This window comes from Nocardia sp. NPDC055321, assembly GCF_053645575.1.
The window spans coordinates 192714-210656 of sequence record NZ_JBSHMS010000018.1 but is presented as its reverse complement, the minus strand read 5'-3'; the positions used below and the strand labels follow the sequence as shown (position 1 = coordinate 210656).

General features: G+C 68.5%; 17 protein-coding genes and 1 rRNA gene. 11 read left to right on the top strand and 7 right to left on the bottom strand.

Features of this window, described 5'->3' with window-relative positions; translation table 11 throughout:
* From rrf to ACWIGI_RS28110, 7 genes are all read left to right on the top strand, one after another.
* Positions 1 to 87: ribosomal RNA gene (rrf, locus tag ACWIGI_RS28140) — 5S ribosomal RNA — on the top strand; the annotation flags it as partial.
* 145 nt (positions 88 to 232) lie between these two features.
* Entirely contained in the window at positions 233 to 913 is a 681-nt protein-coding gene (nucS, locus tag ACWIGI_RS28135) for an endonuclease NucS (RefSeq protein ID WP_454205499.1), read from the top strand.
* Between the two features lie 10 nt (positions 914 to 923).
* Positions 924 to 1229 (top strand): ATP/GTP-binding protein, encoded by a 306-nt coding sequence (locus ACWIGI_RS28130; protein ID WP_454205498.1) that lies wholly within the window; start codon positions 924 to 926, stop codon positions 1227 to 1229.
* 120 nt (positions 1230 to 1349) lie between these two features.
* Positions 1350 to 1826, top strand: coding sequence for a hypothetical protein (locus ACWIGI_RS28125; protein ID WP_454205497.1), 477 nt, complete (start codon positions 1350 to 1352; stop codon positions 1824 to 1826).
* Positions 1827 to 1924: 98 nt separating this feature from the next.
* Entirely contained in the window at positions 1925 to 2311 is a 387-nt protein-coding gene (locus tag ACWIGI_RS28120) for a hypothetical protein (protein ID WP_454205496.1), read from the top strand.
* A 91-nt stretch (positions 2312 to 2402) separates the two neighbouring features.
* Positions 2403 to 2843, top strand: coding sequence for a hypothetical protein (locus ACWIGI_RS28115; RefSeq protein ID WP_454205495.1), 441 nt, complete (start codon positions 2403 to 2405; stop codon positions 2841 to 2843).
* A gap of 16 nt (positions 2844 to 2859) precedes the next feature.
* Positions 2860 to 3294 (top strand): hypothetical protein, encoded by a 435-nt coding sequence (locus ACWIGI_RS28110; RefSeq protein WP_454205494.1) that lies wholly within the window; start codon positions 2860 to 2862, stop codon positions 3292 to 3294.
* A gap of 85 nt (positions 3295 to 3379) precedes the next feature.
* On the opposite strand, the gene ACWIGI_RS28105 is transcribed toward ACWIGI_RS28110, so the two are convergent.
* Together ACWIGI_RS28105 and mce are read right to left on the bottom strand one after the other, a co-directional pair.
* Complete coding sequence (locus ACWIGI_RS28105) at positions 3380 to 4354, bottom strand: hypothetical protein (RefSeq protein WP_454205493.1); 975 nt, start codon at positions 4352 to 4354, stop codon at positions 3380 to 3382.
* An 86-nt stretch (positions 4355 to 4440) separates the two neighbouring features.
* A complete protein-coding gene (gene mce / locus ACWIGI_RS28100) occupies positions 4441 to 4911 on the bottom strand; it encodes a methylmalonyl-CoA epimerase (RefSeq protein ID WP_454205492.1) in 471 nt (156 codons plus the stop codon).
* Positions 4912 to 5024: 113 nt separating this feature from the next.
* Here mce and ACWIGI_RS28095 point away from each other — a divergent pair, with 113 nt between their 5' ends.
* The 3 genes from ACWIGI_RS28095 to ACWIGI_RS28085 all read left to right on the top strand — a co-directional run bounded on the left by ACWIGI_RS28095 (position 5025) and on the right by ACWIGI_RS28085 (position 7589).
* Complete coding sequence (locus ACWIGI_RS28095) at positions 5025 to 6206, top strand: acetyl-CoA C-acetyltransferase (protein WP_454205491.1); 1182 nt, start codon at positions 5025 to 5027, stop codon at positions 6204 to 6206.
* A gap of 98 nt (positions 6207 to 6304) precedes the next feature.
* Positions 6305 to 6679 (top strand): DUF3817 domain-containing protein, encoded by a 375-nt coding sequence (locus ACWIGI_RS28090; protein WP_454205490.1) that lies wholly within the window; start codon positions 6305 to 6307, stop codon positions 6677 to 6679.
* A gap of 58 nt (positions 6680 to 6737) precedes the next feature.
* Positions 6738 to 7589, top strand: a complete 852-nt coding sequence (locus ACWIGI_RS28085) for a tetratricopeptide repeat protein (protein WP_454205502.1) — start codon at positions 6738 to 6740, stop codon at positions 7587 to 7589.
* Positions 7590 to 7693: 104 nt separating this feature from the next.
* Here ACWIGI_RS28085 and ACWIGI_RS28080 read toward each other — a convergent pair whose 3' ends face one another.
* From ACWIGI_RS28080 to ACWIGI_RS28065, 4 genes are all read right to left on the bottom strand, one after another.
* Entirely contained in the window at positions 7694 to 7939 is a 246-nt protein-coding gene (locus ACWIGI_RS28080; protein ID WP_454205489.1) for a hypothetical protein, read from the bottom strand.
* 101 nt (positions 7940 to 8040) lie between these two features.
* Positions 8041 to 10242, bottom strand: a complete 2202-nt coding sequence (glgB, locus tag ACWIGI_RS28075; RefSeq protein WP_454205488.1) for a 1,4-alpha-glucan branching protein GlgB — start codon at positions 10240 to 10242, stop codon at positions 8041 to 8043.
* Positions 10239 to 12242: an alpha-1,4-glucan--maltose-1-phosphate maltosyltransferase gene (locus tag ACWIGI_RS28070; protein ID WP_454205487.1), complete on the bottom strand. Its 2004-nt coding sequence runs from the start codon at positions 12240 to 12242 to the stop codon at positions 10239 to 10241. Before ACWIGI_RS28070 ends, glgB begins: the two co-directional genes overlap by 4 nt.
* 31 nt (positions 12243 to 12273) lie before the next feature.
* Positions 12274 to 12933 (bottom strand): PaaI family thioesterase, encoded by a 660-nt coding sequence (locus tag ACWIGI_RS28065; RefSeq protein WP_454205486.1) that lies wholly within the window; start codon positions 12931 to 12933, stop codon positions 12274 to 12276.
* 174 nt (positions 12934 to 13107) lie between these two features.
* Here ACWIGI_RS28065 and glgP point away from each other — a divergent pair, with 174 nt between their 5' ends.
* A complete protein-coding gene (glgP, locus tag ACWIGI_RS28060; protein WP_454205485.1) occupies positions 13108 to 15675 on the top strand; it encodes an alpha-glucan family phosphorylase in 2568 nt (855 codons plus the stop codon).
* Here glgP and ACWIGI_RS28055 read toward each other — a convergent pair.
* Entirely contained in the window at positions 15672 to 17723 is a 2052-nt protein-coding gene (locus ACWIGI_RS28055; protein WP_454205484.1) for an AMP-binding protein, read from the bottom strand. The genes glgP and ACWIGI_RS28055 overlap by 4 nt on opposite strands.
* Positions 17724 to 17943 lie beyond the last annotated feature (220 nt).

Here is a 17943-nt window from a genome sequence, read left to right as displayed (position 1 = left end):
GGTCCCATTCCGAACCCGGAAGCTAAGGCCACCAGCGCCGATGGTACTGCACTCGACAGGGTGTGGGAGAGTAGGTCACCGCCGGAACATCATTCACGAAACCCCCTGACTTCGGTCAGGGGGTTTCGTCGTTTCCGGGCACGGTAACTCGCCCCGCGGCGTCGCGAATTCGTTCGTCATTCAGAGCGCGGGTGCATTACACGTGGTATTGCCGCTGGCATAGACTCGTCCGGTGCGCCTTGTAATAGCTCGTTGCCAGGTCGATTACGTTGGCCGTCTGACCGCCCATCTGCCCATGGCTCGCCGCCTGATCATGATGAAGGCGGACGGGTCCGTGCTGGTGCACTCGGACGGCGGCTCGTACAAGCCGTTGAACTGGATGAGCCCGCCCTGCTGGGTGGAGGAGCGCGACTCCGAAGCGGGGGCGGCGCAACACCTTTGGGTGGTCACGAACAAGGCCGGCGAAGAGCTGCGCATCACCATCGAGGAAGTCGAGCACGATTCCAAGCACGAGCTCGGGGTGGACCCGGGTCTGGTCAAGGACGGGGTCGAGGCGCACCTGCAGGAGCTGCTCGCCGAGCACATCGAGACCCTCGGCGCCGGCTACACGCTCATCCGCCGCGAGTACATGACCGCCATCGGCCCGGTGGACATCCTGTGCCGCGACGCCGACGGTGCGACGGTGGCGGTGGAGATCAAGCGCCGCGGCGAGATCGATGGCGTCGAACAGCTGACCCGCTATCTCGAGCTCCTCAACCGCGATCCCCTCATCGCGCCGGTGACGGGCGTGTTCGCGGCGCAGCAGATCAAGCCGCAGGCGAAGGTGCTCGCCACCGACCGTGGAATCCGCTGTCTCACTCTCGATTACAACGCCCTACGCGGCACCGACAGCGACGAATTCCGGCTCTTCTAGGTTCGATGCCATGCCCCGCCGGAAGCCTCGTCCCAAGTCCTCCCAGGCGCGGTCCCAACCGGAGCCGCGCCCGATCGGAGACGTCTTCGGCCGCACCGAGGACGGCCCCGGCGGCGACGAGTACATAGTTCGCACCATCCCCGGCACCCGGGCCACCAAGTACTACCGCTGCCCGGGCTGCGATCACGAGATCCCGCCCGGCGTAGCCCATCTCGTCGCCTGGCCCGCCTACGGCGGCGAGGACGACCGCCGCCACTGGCACACCGGTTGCTGGAAGGGCCGCCACACCCGCGGCATCACCCGCCGCTGGTCCTAGCCCCGAAAAGCAGGGGCTCCGGTTTTGTTCTGTGCCACAGCATCGCTCGCTACTCTCCCAGTGAAATTGAAGTACATGCATTTCACCTGGGAGTGCTGTGGGATCGAACAGAGGAATCGGATGAGCGTGCGCCGAATCAGCCTGGGGCTGAGCACCTTCGCGGTGGTCGCGGTCAGCGTTGTCATGGGAAGCCCGGTGGCTTCCGCGGAGATCAGGGAGCTGTGGGTAACCACAGATACGAGCGCACACTGGCCGGGCCGGATCTTCAACGATTGGGACGCGACCGCGCGGCTGAGCCCCTGCAACACGCTGCCGGTCCATTTCACGGACAACGGCAAGCCGATGCCGGGCAGTCCGGTGACCCCCGATTGTGTTACACAGCCGGGCGAAGCCAATGTCTCGATCGCATTCCGCCCGACGACATTGGGTACCCATCGCGTCGTCGCGACCCAGCTGAATCCGGATGGCTCGGTCGCGAGCACATCCGTCCGCGAGGTGAACGTCGACTGCCTGCCGCCCCTCGCCGACCACAGCATAGGGTGCCGCTTCGGCTCCGGAAGCTTCGAGCATCTGGGTTCCGGAAGTTTCGGTAGCTGATCATGACACCGAATCGAATTGTCCTGGCGGCGGCCGCTTTCGCAGGTATCGTCGCTTCCTGGGCGGCCTCGCCGGTCGCATCGGCGGAAATAACGAGCATGAAGATCTACGGCTCCGACGCCGGTCATATCACCGCGAACGTGATACCGGCGTGGCAGATCGAGATCGTCACCACCGACTGCGGCCCGGTGCAGTTCTTCGACAACGGGATCGAGATTCCGCGCCGGTCGGGGAATTATGTGAACTGTCAACCCGGTGAGTACCGGCGGATATCGGTCGACTGGTTCCCGACAACCCGCGGAAATCATCACATCGTGGCCGAACAGCGTGATGCCGACGGCACCGTGATCAGCACGCGGTCGGGCGACCACTACGTGGGAGAGATTCCGTGCCTGCCCAATTTCACCCTCGCCTGCAATCTCGGCTCCGCCGACGGCACCGGCGCCTGGACGGGTTCCGGTCGCGGCGGCGGCAGCTTCCAGTAAATACCCGCCGAGACCGCATTTCCTGACCTCTGGTCACCCCGGCGCCGGCCGACATCGCGGCGCGAGTTCTATTTTCTCTTGGAGATTTGTCATGCGAAAAAACCGAATCGCCGCGGCCGTCGCGGGATTCGCCGCCTTGGCCGCCGTCTGGGCGGGGGCTCCTGCCGCTTCCGCCGACATCGTCGACCTGGACATCCAGTATCGGACGATCGAAGGGTCCGAATTCTTGGTGGTCACCGTCAAGACGGATGACTGCAAGCCGGTGTATCTCTACGCCGACGGCGAGTACTTCGTCAACGGGCCGCTCATTCCACAGAATCCGCCCAACACTCCCTGCACGCCCGGGACGCATGAGGGCTGGTTGGTGTGGAAGCCGAAAAAGCTTGGCATCTATCAGGTTGTCGCGGAGCAGCAGGACAGCCAGTTGAATGTCACCAGCACCATGTCGACGCATTTCAATGTGATCCACATTCCGTGCGACACGCCCAAAACCGCCAGCGGCGATTGCCCGGCGACCTCCGGCAGCTTCTGAAGACATGGGGTTGGAAATGAGAACGAATCGAATCATGTTGGCGGCGGCCGGATTCGCGGGCGTAGCCGCGATCTGCGCGGGGACCCCCGTCGCGTCCGCGGATATCACCGGCGTCACCGCCCATTACGGGGTGTTCGATCTGAGCTGGGGCGGCTCGATCGCCGTGACCACCACCGACTGTTCACTGGTGCGCATCACGGTCGATGGCAAGTACCTGCCGAGTGACCCGTTCGTCCCGGTCAGCACGCGCTTCTCCAAGGAAGCCTGTATCCCGGGGGCGACCAATTACGTAGATGTCGGGTGGCAGCCGTCGACTCCCGGCAGGCACCGCATCGAGGTGGTCCAGCGGGACGCCGACGGAAAGGTCATCAGCACGAAGTCCATCGACTACAACGTGGAGTGCCCGACCGGGATGTCCGGCGGCTGCCGAGGGAACACCGGCAGCTTCTAGTCGGGAGCGTGCCCCATACATAAGGAAGACCGCCCCCGAACCGGGGGCGGTCTTCGAGTTGAACGGGTGTCGCCCGGTCGGAGGACTAGCCGGAGATGTCGGCGTTCTCGCGCTCGTCCTCGACGGAGTCTTCGTCGCGGACATCGAGGGCCTTGCGGTTGCTGGACTTGCTACCCAGCGAGCGGGGCTCGGGGGAGCCGTCGAGCAGTTCGCTCTCGCGGTTGACCGCGGCGAGCATGGCCGGCACGGAGTCGAGCTGGCCGCGAATGCCGAGCAGCTGGGCCAGGACGCGGCCGCGCAGCACGCGCATCTCCTCGGCCAGTTCCTTGGCGTGCGCGATCTTGCGATCGGCGGTGTTGGTCGCCGAGGTGATGAGGCGGTTGGCCTCGTCGGTGGCGTCCTTGATGCGCTGGGCGGCCTCGGCGCGCGAGGTGGCCTCGAGCTCTTCCATGGCGCGGGTGAGCTTGGTGCGGCGCTCGGCCATGGTGACCTCGAAGTCCTGCTGCGCGGCCTTGCGCTTGGCCTCGGACTCCTTGGTGAGGCGATCGGCCTCGGCGTTGGCGGCCTCGACGATCTTGTTGGCCTCGGAGCGGGCGTTGGCGAGGGTCTGCTCGAACTCGATCTCGAGGGCTTCGCGCTTCTCCTTGGTCTCCGAGAGCAGCGACTCGTACTTGCCGCGCATCTCGGTGGCCTGCTGCTCCGCGATGGAGATCATCTCGGCGGCCTCGGCCTGCGCCTGGGCGCGGACCTCGGAGGCCTCGTCGGAGGCCAGGCGGAGCATGCGGGAGATACGATCCGACATACCTTCGGCGGTGGTCGGCGGCACGGAGAGACGATCGACCTCCTTGCGCAGCTCATCGATCTCGTCGCGCGCGTCCTCCAGCTGGGCTGCCAGGTTGCGGGCCTGTGCTGCGGCGGCATCGCGATCGGTCGCGGTGACCCTCAGTTCGGCATCGAAACGGTCGAAGTAGTTACGCACCTCATCACGGTCATAGCCCTTCCGCACGACGGTAAAGGGCAGCGCAACGAAGCGATTACGATCGGGCTCAGTGGACGACATGGCACACAAACTACAGCCTGTCGACCACTGATGGTGACCCGACCGCGAATGTTGTTACAGCCTCTTTAGGCTCGCGGAAGTCGGTACTAGTGGGTAGTTTTCGCGGCAGGTTCGACGAGTTCAACCAGCACACCGCCAGCATCCTTCGGGTGGATGAAGTTGATGCGCGAACCCGCTGTGCCACCACGGGGCTCGTCGTACAGCAAACGCAAGCCCCGAGAACGCAGATGCGTGGCTACGGCCTCGACATCGGTGACGCGGTACGCGAGCTGCTGCAGGCCAGGCCCGTTTCGATCGATGAACTTCGCGATGGTCGACGCGTCGTTCAGCGGCGCCAGCAACTGCAAGGCAACAGTTCCCGCCGGAGCGCCCGCATAGGACAGCATGGCCTCGTGCACGGCCTGCGCCTCGTTGATCTCGCGATGCGTCTCGACCATCCCGAGATTGTCCCGGTACCAGGCCACCGCCGTATCGAGATCGGGGACGGCGATACCGACGTGATCGATCGCGGTGATGTATTCGGTGGGGATGAATTCGGTGTTCTCGGTGTTGCTCACCCTGGCAACGGTAGCGCGCACCTGAGGAAGGTTGTCCGGGTCGGTCGGGTTACCTTTGAGTAGGGCTCCGATGGTTGGCGGAGCCACGACAATCGACGTAAGCGAGGCACATCGTGACCACCACCGTCATCGTCTCCGGCGCGCGCACCCCGGTGGGCCGGCTGCTCGGATCGCTGAAGGACTTCAGCGGCTCCGATCTCGGCGGCATCGCCATCAAGGCGGCCCTGGAGAAGGGCGGGGTCGCACCCGAGCAGGTCGACTACGTGATCATGGGCCAGGTGCTCACCGCGGGTGCGGGGCAGATTCCGGCCCGGCAGGCCGCGGCGGCCGCCGGCATCCCGATGGACGTCCCGGCACTGACCCTGAACAAGGTGTGCCTGTCCGGCATCAACGCGATCGCGCTCGCCGATCAGCTCATCCGCGCGGGTGAGTACGAGGTCGTGGTGGCCGGCGGCCAGGAGTCGATGTCCCGGGCCCCGCACATGCTGGAGAAGAGCCGTGAGGGCTTCAAGTACGGCGATGTGACCCTGCGCGACCACATGGCCTACGACGGCCTGCACGACGTGTTCACCGATCAGGCCATGGGCCTGCTCACCGAGCAGAAGAACGACACCGAGCCGATCAGCCGCGAGGCGCAGGACGCGTTCGCCGCCGCCTCGCATCAGAAGGCCGCCGCCGCGTGGAAGAACGGCCTGTTCGAGGACGAGGTCGCCCCGGTCTCCATCCCCCAGCGCAAGGGCGACCCGGTCGTCTTCAACGCCGACGAGGGCATTCGCGCGGACACCACCGCCGAGTCGCTCGGCAAGCTGCGCCCGGCCTTCCGCAAGGACGGCACCATCACCGCCGGGTCGGCCTCGCAGATCTCCGACGGCGCGGCCGCGGTGGTCGTGATGAGCAAGGAGAAGGCGCAGTCCCTGGGTCTGAGCTGGATCGCCGAGATCGGCGCCGCCGGCGTCGTGGCCGGTCCCGACTCCACCCTGCAGGATCAGCCCGCCAACGCCATCGCGAAGGCCTGTGCGCGCGAAGGTATCTCGCCCGCCGATCTGGATCTGGTCGAGATCAACGAGGCGTTCGCCGCGGTCGGTCTCGCCTCCACCGCGAAGCTCGGCATCGACCCCGAGAAGGTGAACGTCAACGGCGGCGCGATCGCCATCGGCCACCCGCTGGGCATGTCCGGCGCCCGCATCCTGCTGCACCTGGCCCTGGAGCTGAAGCGCCGCGGTGGCGGCGTCGGCGCGGCCGCCCTCTGCGGCGGTGGCGGTCAGGGCGACGCCCTGATCATCCGCGTGCCGTAGCCGTCGTACCACCGGCGACAGCCCCGCTTCCACCCGGAAGCGGGGCTTGCCTCGTATGTGACCAGCTCCACGACACAGCGTCGTAGTCGTCCGGCACAATGGGTGCCGTGAATATCTTCGATCTGAGCACCATTGCCAAACGGTTCCGATTCGTCGCGGTGCTCGAGGCGGTGTCCTGGGCCCTGCTGATCGTCGGCATGATCTGCAAGCGGCTCGACGAGCCGATCATGTGGCCGGTGAAGGTGTTCGGCATGTTCCACGGCGCGGTGTTCGTGGCGTTCCTGATCGTGGCGCTGCTCGCCGCGCGGGAACTGAAGTGGCCCTGGTGGGTTGCGCTGCTCGCTCTGGCGTCGAGCATTCCGCCGTTCTTCACGGTCCTGTTCGAGCTCTGGGCAGCGAAGTCCGGTCTGCTCGGCGAGCTGAGCACCGGCCGCCGGACCGAACCTGCGAGCCCCGCACCCGCGCGTTCGTGACAGACTGGATGTCGTGACTCGACCCGCACGACGACCCTCTGCCGCCGCAGCTGCCGCCATGTCCGGCGCGGTGGACCTGTCCGCACTGAAGCAGCCGGTAGCCACGGATGTTCCCGGCGACCACGCTGTCACCGAGGCCGATTTCGAGCACAAGGTGCTGCGCCGTTCGACGCACGTGCCGGTGGTGGTGGTGCTGTACTCGCAGCGCAGCCCCGGCAGCGTCGAACTGGTGAAGCTGCTCGAGCGGTTGTACGCCGACAACGGCGGCGAATGGGATCTGGCGACCATCGAGGCCGAGGCCAACATGCGCATCGCGCAGGCCTTCGGCGTGCAGGGCATTCCGACCGTGGTGGCCGTCGCCGCCGGGCAGCCGCTGGCCGACTTCACCGGCAACCAGCCCGAACCGCAGGTGCGCCAGTGGCTCGCGGCCGTGGTGGACGCGGTGCGCGGCAAGCTCGAGGGCGGCGTTCCCGAGGGTGAGGCCGAGGCCGAGGTGCCCGAGGACCCGCGCTTCGTCGCGGCCGAAGAGGCTTTGGAGCGGGGCGATTTCGACACCGCCGTCGCCGCGTACAAGGCGATCCTGAACGCCGAGCCGAACAACGCCGAGGCCAAGGCCGCGCTGCGCCAGGTGCAGTTCATCGCCAGGGTGCAGGAGGTCGATCCCGAGGCGCTCGCCAAGGCCGACGCCGATCCGAGCGATCTGGACGCCGCGCTGGCCGCCGCGGACCTGGAGATGTTCAACCAGCAGCCCGAGGCCGCGTTCGATCGCCTGATCGCGCTGGTCAAGCGGACCGCGGGCGACGATCGCACCCGGGTGCGCACGCACCTGCTCGAGCTGTTCGACCTGTTCGATCCGGCCGAGCCGATCGTGACGGCCGCGCGTCGCAAGCTGGCCGCCGCGCTGTACTGATACCGGCGGCTTCCGCTGCGCCGCACGGTTTTACCGAGACAACGAACCGGGCCCCCTCAGCGATATCGCGGAGGGGGCCCGGTTCTTTTCGAACCCGCCCGAAACTAGGCGGCGGGGGTGGTGTCCGGGGTGTCCGGCGTCGCCGGTGCCTTGGAGCTGCCCGCGATCAGCTTCTGCACCAGCTCGGAGAGCGCGGTCGCCGAGGATCCGGTGCCGTTGGGGTCCGGCTCGCCGGGCGCGATCTCGTTCACCGGCTGCAGGGTCACCTGCGCGCCGGCGGTACCGGCCGCGCCACCGATGATTCCGGCGGCCGCGACGCCGATGATCGCGACAGTGCTCAGCTTCTTCATCAAGATTCGTTCCTATCCCAAGAGATTCGATGGTCGCCCCGACGGGAGCCAGTTCACCACCCGGGAAAGGGCTTGGGCAGCCCACACATTCGGTGGCACGGCTATTCGGGTGCCGGCGCCGATCGCGGTTTCGGGCGCACCGCGGCGGCGGGCGCATCGACCGGAACGAACCACACCCCGCTGCTGGGCGGCAGGGTGAGCACCGCCGACGCCGGGCGTCCGTGCCACGGTTCGGCGGTCGCGGTGACCGCGCCGAGATTGCCGATTCCGTTGCCGCCGTAGGCGATAGCGTCGGTGTTGAGCACCTCCCGCCACACCCCCGCGCCGGGCAGGCCCACGCGGTACCCGCGGTGCTCGGTCCCGGAGAAGTTGTAGACGCAGGCCAGGATGGAGCCGTCGGTGCCGTAGCGCAGGAACGACACCACGTTGTTCTCGCGATCGTCGGCGTCGATCCACGAGTAGCCGCCGGGTGAGGTGTCCTGACTCCACAGCGCGGTGGTGGCGCGATAGCGGGCGTTCAGGTCGCGCACCAGCAGGGCGATGCCGCGGTGCAGCGGGTTGTCCAGCTCGTGCCAGTCCAGGCCGCGGTCGTGGTCCCATTCCCGGAACTGGCCGAATTCCTGTCCCATGAACAGCAATTGCTTGCCCGGATGCGCCCACATGTAGGCCAGCAGCGCCCGCACGCCGCTGGCGCGGGCGAAGTCGTCGCCGGGCATCCGGGTCCACAGCGTGCCCTTGCCGTGCACGACCTCGTCGTGACTGATGGGCAGCACGTAGTGCTCGCTCCAGGCGTAGGTGAGGGAGAAGGTGAGTTCGTTGTGATGCCAGGCGCGGTGCACGGGATCGTGGCCGAGATAGCCCAGGGTGTCGTGCATCCAGCCCATGTTCCACTTCATGGTGAACCCGAGTCCGCCGACCTCGGTGGGCCGGGTGACGCCGGGCCAGGTGGTGGATTCCTCGGCGATGGTGACCACGCCCGGATGGTGTTTGTGCACGGTCGCGTTCATCTCCTGCAGGAACGCCACCGCCTCCAGATTCTCCCGGCCCCCATGAACATTGGGCTCCCAGTCCGGGCGCGAATAGTCCAGGTAGAGCATGGAGGCGACCGCGTCCACGCGCAGGCCGTCGATGTGGAACTCCTCGATCCAGTACCGGGCGTTGGCGACCAGGAAGTTGCGCACCTCGCGCCGGCCGAAGTCGAAAACGTAGGTGCCCCAGTCGAGTTGCTCACCGCGCCGGGGGTCCGGATGCTCGTACAGGGCGGTGCCGTCGAAGCGGGCCAGCGCCCAGTCGTCGCGCGGGAAATGCGCGGGCACCCAGTCCAGCAGCACCCCGATGCCGCGCCGGTGCAGATGATCGACGAACCAGCGGAAGTCGTCCGGTGTGCCGAAGCGCGCGGTGGGGGCGTAGTAGGAGGTGACCTGGTAGCCCCAGGAGCCGCCGAACGGGTGCTCGGCCACCGGCAACAGCTCGACGTGTGTGAAGCCCTGTTCCACAACGTATTCCGCGAGCTGCTCGGCGAGTTCGCGATAGCGGAGCCCGGGGCGCCACGACCCGAGGTGCACCTCGTACACGCTCATCGGCGCCCGGGTGGGATCGGTGCGCTCGCGGGCGCGGATCCAGTCCGCGTCGGCCCACCCGAAGCCGCCGTCCGCGACGATCGAGGCGGTGGCGGGCGGGGTTTCGGTGGCGAAGGCCATGGGGTCGGCGTGATCGGCGGTGTGCCCGTTCGCGCCGTGCACCCGGTACTTGTACTTGTCTCCGGGTTCGATGCCGGGCAGGAACACCTCCCACACCCCGGATCCGCCGAGCCGGCGCATGGGTGCGGTGTGCCCGCTCCACCCGTCGAAGTCGCCGATGACCGCGACCCCGCGCGCGTTGGGCGCCCACACCGCGAAGGAGGTGCCGGTGACCTCGCCGTCCAGGGTGGTGTAACGCCGCGGATGCGCGCCGAGCACCTCCCAGAGTCGTTCGTGGCGGCCCTCGTTGAACAGGTGCAGATCCAATTCGCCGAGGGTGGGCAGGAATCGGTAGCCGTCGGCGTCGACGACGGTGCGCCCGCCCGCGTAGACGGCCACGACGCGGTAGTCCCACAGGTGTTCGAAGGGCAGGACGGCTTCGAAGACGCCGTGCCCGATGTGCTCGAGCGGCAGGTCCCGGTCGCCGACGCGCGCGTGCACGGTGGCCGCGTGCGGGCGCAGCACGCGCACCGTGGTGCCCCCGGCGTGCGGGTGCGCACCGAGCACGGTGTGCGGATCGGGATGCGTTCCCGCGGCCAGCAGCAGCAGATCGCGCCGGTTCATCCGAAGGATCTGCGATGGGCGAGTTCGGTGCGGGCGGCGGCGGGCACCGGGGGCAGCACGAGGATGTGCGCGACCGCGCGGGCGGGGTCCAGGCGCACGTAATTGCTCTGGCCCCAGTGGTATTGCTCGCCGGTGATCTCGTCGACGACGACCGGGCGGTCGTGCCATTCCCGGCCGATGGCGGGCAGATCCAGTGCGACGACGCCCTGTTCGGCGCCGAGGGGGTTGAGGTTCACCACGACGAGCACGACGTCGCCGGTGGTGGGATCGAACTTGGAGAAGGCCAGCAGCGCGTCGGAATCGGTGTGGTGGAAGTGGATGCACCGCAGCTGCTGCAGCGCCGGATGGGCGCGGCGGATCTCGTTGAGCCGGGTCAGCAACGGCGACAGTGATTCTCCGCGCGCGTCCGCCGCGGTGAAGTGCCGCGGGCGCAGTTCGTACTTCTCCGAGTTCAGGTATTCCTCGCTGCCCGGCTGCACCGCCTGGTGCTCGAACAGTTCGAAGCCCGAGTACACGCCCCAGGTGGGCCCGAGGGTGGCGGCCAGCACCGCGCGGATGGCGAACATGCCCGGGCCGCCGTGCTGCAGGCTCTCGTGCAGGATGTCCGGGGTGTTCACGAACAGGTTCGGCCGGGCCTCATCGGCCTTGGCGGCCAGTTCGCGGCCGAACTCGGCGAGTTCGTGCTTGTGCGTGCGCCAGGTGAAGTAGGTGTACGACTGGGTGAATCCGCGCCGGGCCAGGCCGTAGAGCCGCGCCGGGCGGGTGAACGCCTCGGACAGGAAGATGATCTCCGGGTGCCTGCGGTGCACCTGGGCGATCAGCCATTCCCAGAAGTCGGCGGGTTTGGTGTGCGGGTTGTCGACGCGGAAGATGGTGACGCCCAGGCCGATCCAGTGCCGCACCACCCGCAGCACCTCGGCGTAGAGCCCGTCCGGATCGTTGTCGAAATTGACCGGGTAGATGTCCTGGTACTTCTTGGGCGGGTTCTCCGCGAACGCGATGGTGCCGTCCGGCAGCGTGGTGAACCATTCCGGATGCGCCCGCACCCACGGGTGGTCCGGTGCGCACTGCAGGGCCAGATCGAGCGCGACCTCCATGCCCAGTTCGCTTGCGGCCCCGACGAATTCGACGAAATCCGCCTCGGTGCCGAGGGCCGGGTGAATGGCATCGTGGCCGCCCTCGGCGGAGCCGATGGCCCACGGCGAGCCGACGTCCCCGGCCTCGGCGGTCAGGGAGTTGTTGCGGCCCTTGCGATTGATCGTGCCGATCGGATGCACCGGCGGCAGGTAGACCACGTCGAAGCCCATGCCCGCGATGCGCGGCAGGTCCCGGGCGGCGGTGGCGAAGGTGCCGTGCACCGGTGTGCCCGCGGCGTCCCAGCCGCCGGTGGAGCGGGGGAAGAACTCGTACCAGGCTCCGAAAAGCGCGCGCCGGCGTTCCACCAGCACGCTGAATCGCGGTCCCTGCGTGACCAATTCGCGCAGCGGCGTCTCGCGCAGGATCTCCGCGACCTCGGAGCCGAACGCCGCGGCCACCCGCGCGGGCAGCTGGGCGTCCCCGCGCAGCGCGGTCGCGGCGGCGTGCAGTATCTCCCACTGCCGTTTGGGCACGGCCTGGGCGGCGCGGTCCAGCAGGCGGGCGCCGATCTCGAGGTCGTTGGCCAGGTCCGCCGCGCTCTGACCGACCGAGAGTTTGGCTTCGACGCCGGCTCGCCACGTGGTCAGCGGGTCGGTCCAGCCCTCGACGCGGTAGGTCCAGAGCCCGGGTTTGCCGGGTGTGAACACGCCGTTGAACACGTCGGGCTGGTACTCGGGCGTCATGCGAATGCGCTGGGTGCGCGAGGAACCGGGCGCGCGCACCGCGAGGGTGGCCGCGACCGCGTCGTGGCCTTCGGCCCATACGACCGCCCGCACCGGGAAGACCTCGCCGACGACGGCTTTGCTCGGCCTGCCCCCGGGAATCGCGGGGGCGGTGTCATCGATGGCGATGCGGCCGGTCACCCCTGAGAACTTACCGGTTGCGGACTCCGGTCTACTGCTGGCCGGGCTTGAGCAGCAGGAACAGCCCGTGGGCCTCGGCGCAGAGGCGGTCGCCGTCGTGCATCGTCGCGCGGACGAAGACCTTGCGGCCCTCCAAGCGCTCGACCCAGCCGTGTACGGCCAGTTCGGTGTTCAGCGGGGTGATGGCGCGGTAGTCGACGTGCAGGTACGCGGTGCGGGTGACCGCGCGGGTGTGCACCGCGGCGGTCATACCGAGCAGGTCGTCGAACCCGAGCCCGATGTGCCCGCCGTGCGCGGCGTTGTTGCCGCCCAGGTGGAAGGTGCGGAAGGTGATGCGCGCGTGCACCCCGTCCTTGGACGCCGAATCCACCAGGAACGGCGGCAGCGTGATGTTGCCGCGGGAGGGCAGGTCGGTGCGATGCCAGGTCGGGGCCGACCATTCGTCGGTCACGACCGCGTCGAGCTTGTCGTTGAGCTCCTTCAGGGTGGCGATGGCGTCCAGCGCGATCTCGTCGGTCGGATTGGCCAGGCGCACCTTGTCCATCAGTGTGCGCACCTGATCGACGAACTCGCCGTAGTGCGGCCCGCCGACGGTGAAGTCGCGCCCGAGGTCCGCGATCGGGCGGAAGCCACCTTCGTGATGTTCCGCGGTGGGCACGGCGTCAACCGCCTCGACCTGCTGTTCGCTCATGAGAACACGTTATCGGTTGCCCGGAGGATGCTCCCGTCGGGGCTCTGCGCCGAGCTCGTTCACGGCCCGTCTCGTACCGGACCGGGGAGCGCGGCGGAGCAGCGGCGGAGCGAAGAACGAGACTTCGGGGGCCGTGAACTCGCCCGGAGCGCGGCGGAGGGCAGAATGGGCACCGTGAAGGCACTGCGTCGATTTACGGTTCGCGCCCACCTGCCCGATCGGCTGTCCGCGCTGACCGAGCTGGCTACGAACCTGCGCTGGTCCTGGGACGCGCAGACCCAGGATGTGTTCGCACAGCTGGATCAGGGGCTGTGGGTCGAGGTGGGGCGAGACCCGGTGCGGATGCTGGGGGAGGTGCCCGCCGCGCGGCTCGACGAGCTCGCCGGGGACGAGGCGTACACCCGCCGGGTCGACGCCGCCGCCGCGGACCTGCGCGACTACCTGGCGCGCCCGCGCTGGTTCCAGCGGCAGGAGAGCGGGCCGCACGGGATCGCCTACTTCTCGATGGAGTTCGGCGTCACCGAGGTGCTGCCGAACTATTCGGGCGGGCTCGGGATCCTGGCGGGCGACCATCTCAAGGCCGCCTCCGATCTGGGCCTGCCGCTCATCGGCGTCGGATTGCTGTACCGCTCCGGCTATTTCCGGCAGTCGCTGACCGCCGACGGCTGGCAGGCCGAGCACTATCCGGCGCTGGATCCGCAGGGGCAGCCGCTGCGGCTGCTCACCGAGGGCGGCGCGCCGGTGCTGATCCACGTGGCGATGCCCGAGGGCCGGGTGCTGCGCGCCCGGGTGTGGATCGCCCAGGTGGGTCGGATTCCCCTGCTGCTGCTGGACTCCGACATCGCGGAGAACGATCCGGAGCTGCGCGCGGTCACCGACCGGCTGTACGGCGGCGATCAGGACCACCGCATCAAACAGGAGATCCTCGCCGGTATCGGCGGCGTGCGCGCGGTGCGGGCGTTCACCCGCGCCAACGGCCTGCCCGACCCCGACGTGTTCCACATGAACGAGGGCCACGCCGGTTTCCTCGGCATCGAGCGTATTCGCGAATTCATGACCGCGGGAATGGATTTCGACGCCGCGCTGACCGCGGTGCGGGCGGGCACCGTCTTCACCACCCACACCCCGGTCCCGGCCGGCATCGACAGGTTCGCGAGCGCGCTGGTGCGCCGCTACTTCGGCGGCGCGCACGGCGACCGCGAATCCCCGGTGCTGCCGGGCGTTTCGGTGGATCGCATCCTGGCCATGGGTCGCGAGGCCGATCCCTCGGTGTTCAACATGGCGCATCTCGGCCTGCGCCTGGCCCAGCGCGCCAACGGCGTCTCCCGCCTGCACGGCGAGGTCAGCCGGGACATGTTCGCGCCGCTGTGGCCGGGATTCGACGCCGCCGAGGTGCCGATCGGCTCCATCACCAACGGCGTGCACGCCCCCACCTGGGCCGCGCGCGAATGGATCGACAAGGCCCGCGAGCTCATCGGTGACGAGCTGGTCGAGGAGGCGCGCGGCTGGGAGCGGCTGTGCGATGTGGATCTGCGCGAACTGTGGTCCACTCGAAACGATCTGCGCGGGCTGCTGGTGGACGAGGTGCGCCGCCGGGTGCGCGCGTCCTGGCTCGAGCGCGGCGCCGCCCCGGCCGAATTGGGCTGGGTGGATCAGGTTTTCGATCCGAAGGTGCTGACCGTCGGCTTCGCGCGCCGCGTGCCCACCTACAAGCGCCTGACCCTCATGCTGCGCGATCCCGAGCGACTGCGGGCGATGCTGCTCGATCCCGAGCGTCCGGTGCAGCTGGTGGTGGCGGGCAAATCCCATCCCGCCGATGAGGGCGGCAAGGCGCTCATCCAGCAGGTCGTCCGGTTCGCCGACGATCCGGAGATCCGCCATCGCATCGTGTTCCTGCCCAACTACGACATGTCCATGGCCAGGTACCTGTACTGGGGTTGCGATGTGTGGCTGAACAATCCGCTGCGCCCGCTCGAGGCCTGCGGCACCTCCGGAATGAAGTCCGCGCTCAACGGCGGTCTCAATCTCTCCATCCGCGACGGCTGGTGGGACGAGATGTACGACGGGGAGAACGGCTGGGCCATTCCGACCGCCGACGGCGTGCGCGACGACGAGCGCCGCGACGATCTCGAGGCGTCCGCGCTGTACGAACTGCTCGAACGCGCGGTGCTGCCACGCTTCTACGACCGCGATCACGACGACCTGCCGGTGCGCTGGATGGAGATGGTCCGGCACACCCTGCGGACGCTGGGCCCGAAGGTGCTGGCCTCGCGCATGGTTCGTGACTACGCGGTCGAGCTGTACGCCCCGGCCGCGGCGGCGTTCGCGGCCGTCGCCCAGGACGATTTCCGCGGCGCGCGCGAGCTGGCGGAGTACCGCCGCCGGATCGAATCCGCCTGGCCCGCCGTCAAGGTCGTGCAGGTCGACGCCTCCGGACTGCCCGACATTCCGGTGATCGGCGCGACGCTGGCCCTGCGTGCTCGGATCGATCTCGCGGGGCTGAGCCCCGCCGACGTCAGCGTGCAGGCCGTGCTGGGCCGGGTCGACACCGCCGACGATCTCTCCGACGTGCACGGCGTGCCCATGACGCACACCGGGACCGATTCCGGCGCGGAGCTTTTCGAGGTGAAGACCGAGGTGCCGATCTCGGGCGCGGTCGGGTACACGATCCGGATTCTGCCCGCCCACCCGCTACTGGCCGGGCCGGCCGAGCTGGGCCTGGTCGCCACCCCGAGCCCCTAACCAGGCTGGGCCAGGGTGCGTTTGAGGATCTTCCCGGTGGCGTTGCGCGGCAACGCTTCCAGGAAGGTCACATCGCGCGGTACCGAGAACCGGCTCACCCGGTGCCGGATGTAGTTGCGAACCATGTCCGAGTCGAGCCCGGACCCGGGCCGTTTGACCACGAAAGCCGCCAGGCGCTGGCCGAATTCGCGATCGGGCACCCCCACCACGGCGACCTCGCTCACCTGCGGCAGATGCGAGAGCGCCTCCTCCACCGCGCGCGGGAAGACGTTCTCCCCGCCGGAGATGATCATCTCGTCGTCCCGGCCCGCCACGAAGAGCTTGCCGTCCGCGTCCAGATAGCCGATGTCGCCGGTGTCGAGCATGCCGTCGGACTCGTCCGGCGGGGTGGCGTCGGTGTAGCCGTCGAAGAGCATGTGGTTGCCGATGAAGATGCGCCCCACGGCCCCCACCGGCAGCCGCCGCCGATCCGGGCCCAGCACACCGATTCTGGTGCCGAGCGGCGGTCGCCCGGCGGTGGTGGGGGAGACCCGCAGATCGGCGGGATCGGCGATGCTCGCCCAGCTCACCTCGGTGGAGCCGTACACGTTGTAGAGGATGTCGCCGAAGGTCTCCAGGAACTCCACCACCGTGGCCCCGGACAGCGGCGCGCCGCAGCTGGCCACCACCTTCAGGCTCGACACGTCGTAGCGCTCGCGCACGTGCGCGGGCAGGTCGAGGATGCGATTCACCATGACCGGCACCACGATCAGCGCGGTGATCCGCTGTTCCTGGATACGGCGCAGGCAGTCCTCGGCGTCGAAGCGGTCGTTGAGCACGATGGTGGCGCGAATCGCGGTGGCTATCTGCAGCGCCGCCAGCCCCCAGGTGTGGAACAGCGGCGACGGGATGAACATCGTCTCGTCGGTGCCGAACGGAATACGCGACAGCAGCGCGGCGACGGTGCCGAAACCCTTGGGGTGCGGGCGGCGTGCGCCCTTGGGGGTGCCGCTGGTGCCGGAGGTGAGCACGATGAGCCGCCCGGCGCGCGGCGGCTTGCCGGTGACGCGCTGCCGGGCGGCGATGAGGTCGTCGATGGTCGTACGGCCCGCGTCCGGCCGCCGGTCGTCGGTGGTGAAGCGCGGCAGGTCCGCGGGTACGTACCGCACCAGATGCTCGAATTCGCTGTCCACGAACAGCGCCGAGAGCTTGTGCCGGTGCACGATCTCCTCGATCTGGCGGGCGGGCAGTCCGGTGTTGAGCAGCACGCAGTCGGTGCCGGCCTTGCCCGCGGCCACCATCACCTCGACCATGCCGGTGTGATTGCGGCACAGCAGGCCCACGCCGGTGCCGCCGAGCCCGAGCGCCGCCAGCGAACCGGCCAGCGCGTTGGTGCGCCCGTGCAACCGATCGAAGCTGCTGGTGGACCTGTCGTCGATCACCGCGGTCCGGGCCGGGGAGTGCGCGGCCGCCGCGGCGTAGCCGCCCGCCAGGCTGAAACCCCATCTGGCCAGGCCGCCGAGCTGTTTGAGCCCGACGCCGGGGTGATAGGTGCGGACCACGCCCGAGGCCACCATGCGTTTGGCGACGCCGGCCCGGCGGCGCAGCGGGGAGTCCTCGCCGTTGTTCAGGTAGGCGGTGGGTGCGCCGGTGATGAGCTCGGCGGCGCGGGTCAGCCCGGCCATGGTCCAGCCGATCACCGCCGAGTTCGGCACCTGTCGCAGCGGCGGATGTGCCTGTGCGGCTTTGAAATAGGTGACGACGACCCTGGTGCGGCCGCGGTCCTCGCGCAGCCGGATCGTGGCGAAGCTGCCGGAGTCCGGGTGGTGGATCTCCAGCCCCTCCTCGTCGCGGCCGAGCCGGAGCTGGACCCGCAGGGTGCGAATCTCACTGTCGGCGTTGCCGATCCGCAGATTCAGGGTGGGGTGTTCGGCGGCGGCGTCGACCTGCTCGCACGCGCCGATGCCGCGGAACAGGCGCGGGTAGGACTGCGGCTCGACGAGCACGCTCCACAACGCGGTGCGCGGGACCGCGAATTCGGCGACCGCGTCGATGACATCTGTGACCACAGGCGTGCAATTCTCGTCGGCCGGTTCGAGTCTCGGGTCGGCGGATAATGTATGTGTAACGTCCCAGACAGTTACCCGCAAGCGTTTGGAAATACCGGTGGGTAATGAGTTTAATTGCCCACTGATTGCGCAGGTGATGCTGTGATTTCTTGGTTGAGGCAGGTGCGATTGCTCACGATTCGCCGGGCCGAGTGAAGTTCCGGCGAACCAGACAAGTACG